Here is a 2,916-nt window from a genome sequence, read left to right on the forward strand (position 1 = left end):
GGCTGGACCGGCGACAATGGCGACCCGGACAACTTCCTGCACACGCTGCTGGGCTGCGACTCGGCCAAGACCAACGGCTCGAACGTCGCCAAGTTCTGCTACCAGCCCTTCGAGGAGCTGGTGACGAAGGCCAAGACCGTGACCGACCAGGCCGAGCGCGAGAAGCTCTACAAGCAGGCCCAGGTGATCTTCAAGGAGCAGTCTCCCTGGTTCACCATCGCCCATGCGGTGCAGCTGAAGCCGGTCCGCAAGGAGGTGAAGGACTTCAAGCTCTCGCCGTTCAGCCGCCACACCTTCTACGGTGTCGATATCGGCAACTGAGCGCATCCCGGATGCGCCGGCCGCGCATGCGGGCTGGCGCACCTCCTGCATCACGATGCCGCGGCCTTCAGGGGCCGCGGCACTTCGGAGCGGGACGACGACGGGACATGAGCCCCGCGCCGGATCTCGGCCTCCAGCGCGACCCATGAGACCGCCATGTCACGATCCTTCCTTTCCGCCGCCCTCGCCTTGAGCCTGGGTGTCGCCGTCCTGCCTTCCGCCGCCGGGGCGCAGACCCTCGTGGTCTGCAGCGAGGCGAGCCCCGATTATCTGAACCCGCAATTCAGCAGCCAGAACACGGCCTATGACGTGGCCGCCCAGATCTATGAGCGCCTCGTCGCGACCGAACGCGGCGGCTCCCAGATCATCCCCAGCCTCGCCGAATCCTGGACGATCTCGGATGACGGGCTGAGCTACACCTTCAAGCTGCGCAAGGGCGTGAAGTGGCACGCCAACAAGAGCTTCACGCCGAGCCGCGAGTTCAACGCGGACGACGTCGTCTTCACCTTCCAGCGCATGGCGGACCCCGAGAACCCCTTCAACAAGGTCGGCAGCGGCAATTACCAGTTCTTCGGCGAGATCGTGAAGCCGAGCTTCAAGTCGATCGAGAAGGTCGACGACCACACCGTCAAGCTGACGCTGACCAAGCCGAATTCGCCCCTGCTCTCGGCGCTGACGGTCGAGCCGATGTCGATCCTCTCGGCTGAATACGCCGCCGCCATGAGCAAGGCCGGCACGCCCGAGCAGATCGATTTCCAGCCAATCGGGACCGGTCCGTTCTCGCTCCTGAGCTATCAGAAGGATGCGACGATCCGCTTCCGGGCCTTTCCGGAGCACTGGAGCAAGGCCGTCGGCAACAAGGACCGCATGGCGCTGGTCAACGACCTCGTCTTCGTGATCACGCCCGACGCCGCGGTGCGCTACGCCAAGGTGAGGTCCGGCGAGTGCCAGATCGCCCGCTATCCCAACCCGGGCGACCTGCCGGCCATGAAGAGCGACGCCAACCTCGTCGTGCTGCAGGGCAGCATCGCCGACCAGAGCTATCTCGCCTTCAACGAGCGCAAGAAGCCCTTCGACGATCAGCGCGTGCGCGAGGCACTGGCCTATGCCACCAACGTGCCGGCGATCATCGACGCGGTCTATCAGGGCACCGGCAAGGCGACCGCCTCCGCCGTTCCGCCCGCGCTCTGGTCGCATGACGCCGATCTGAAGCCGCGCCCCTACGACCCGGAAAAGGCCAAGGCGCTGCTGAAGGAAGCCGGCTTCCCCAACGGCTTCGAGACGACGCTGTGGGCGATTCCCGTTGTGCGCGCCTATATGCCGAACGGGCGGCGCGCGGCGGAACTGATCCAGGCCGACTGGGCCAAGGTCGGGGTGAAGGCCACCATCCAGAGCTATGAATGGGGCGAGTATCTCAAGCGCGGGCGCGCGGGCGAGCACGAGGTCGGCATGTTCGGCTCGACCTGGGATTACCCCGACCCCAGCCAGATCCTGCAGTCGAGCTGGAGCTGCAACGGCGTCAAAAGCGGGTCCAACCGCGCCGGTTGGTGCAACGAAGAAGCCTCCGACGCCCTGGCCAAGGCCAGCCTGATCACCGACCAGGCCGAACGCGCCAAGCTCTACATCCGCTTCCAGGAGCTGTTCCACAAGGACGTGGCGGGGCTGCTCTTCGCCAATGCGCAGGCCTTCACGCCGGTGCGCAAGGAGGTGAGGGACTACAAGATCCATTTCTTCGGCGGGCAGCCCTTCTACGGGGTGTCCGTGGCGAAATGATCGTTCGCCTGTGAACAACCGCGCCGCCTTGCATTGATTGCGCGGGCGGCGCAGCTTCCTTCACGCAAATTGCGGCGATATCGCCATGGCTTGGCGGTTGTTGCGCGATCGCACGGAGCGGCAGGGTGGCCAACCCTGTCGCTGCCCAATTTTCCGGCACGCGGCGCTTGATCTTCGCTGCGATCTGGTGTTTCCGCTGCCCGGATTTCGAATACGACCAAGAAACAAGAACGGAATGCCGCGCGCCGCCGTGCCCGGCCCAGGAACACCGGCTCCATGCTCCGCTTCATCTTCACCCGGCTCAGCCTGGTGATTCCGACCTTCATCGGGATCACGCTGCTCGCCTTCTTCCTCGTCCGTCTCGTGCCGGGCGACCCGATCGAGACCATGGCGGGCGAGCGCGGCATCGACGCGGCGCGCCATGCGCAGTTGCTCAAGGAATACGGCCTCGACCAGCCGATCCTGGTCCAATACGGCAAATATATCGAGCGCGTGGTCCAGGGCGATCTCGGCAAGTCGATCGTCACGCGTGACAGCGTGCTCGGCGAATTCGCGCAGCTCTTCCCGGCCACGATCGAGCTTGCGCTCTGCGCCATCCTGATCGCGCTGATCATCGGCCTGCCGGCCGGCATCCTCGCGGCGGTGAAGCGAAATTCGATCTTCGACCATGGCGTGATGGGTATCTCGCTCACCGGCTATTCGATGCCGATCTTCTGGTGGGGACTGCTGCTGATCCTGCTGTTCTCGGTGCAGCTCGGCATCACGCCGGTCTCGGGCCGCATCGCGGTGCAGTATTTCATCGAGCCGGTGACGGGCTTCCTC

2 protein-coding genes and 1 pseudogene are annotated in these 2,916 nt (G+C 64.9%); all 3 read left to right on the forward strand.

The window, feature by feature from the left end:
• A pseudogene (locus tag ACOJTB_RS15330) lies at nt 1-321 on the forward strand (ABC transporter substrate-binding protein); the annotation flags it as partial.
• Nucleotides 322-477: 156 nt separating this feature from the next.
• On the forward strand, nt 478-2,094 hold the full coding sequence (locus tag ACOJTB_RS15335) for an ABC transporter substrate-binding protein (RefSeq protein WP_420103391.1): 1,617 nt from the start codon (nt 478-480) through the stop codon (nt 2,092-2,094).
• A 276-nt stretch (nt 2,095-2,370) separates the two neighbouring features.
• Nucleotides 2,371-2,916, forward strand: a 546-nt coding sequence (locus tag ACOJTB_RS15340; RefSeq protein WP_420103392.1) for an ABC transporter permease subunit, incomplete at its 3' end; no start/stop codon positions are given.

The organism is Allobosea sp., assembly GCF_048595345.1.
In the GTDB taxonomy this organism is placed as follows: Bacteria; Pseudomonadota; Alphaproteobacteria; order Rhizobiales; family Beijerinckiaceae; genus Allobosea.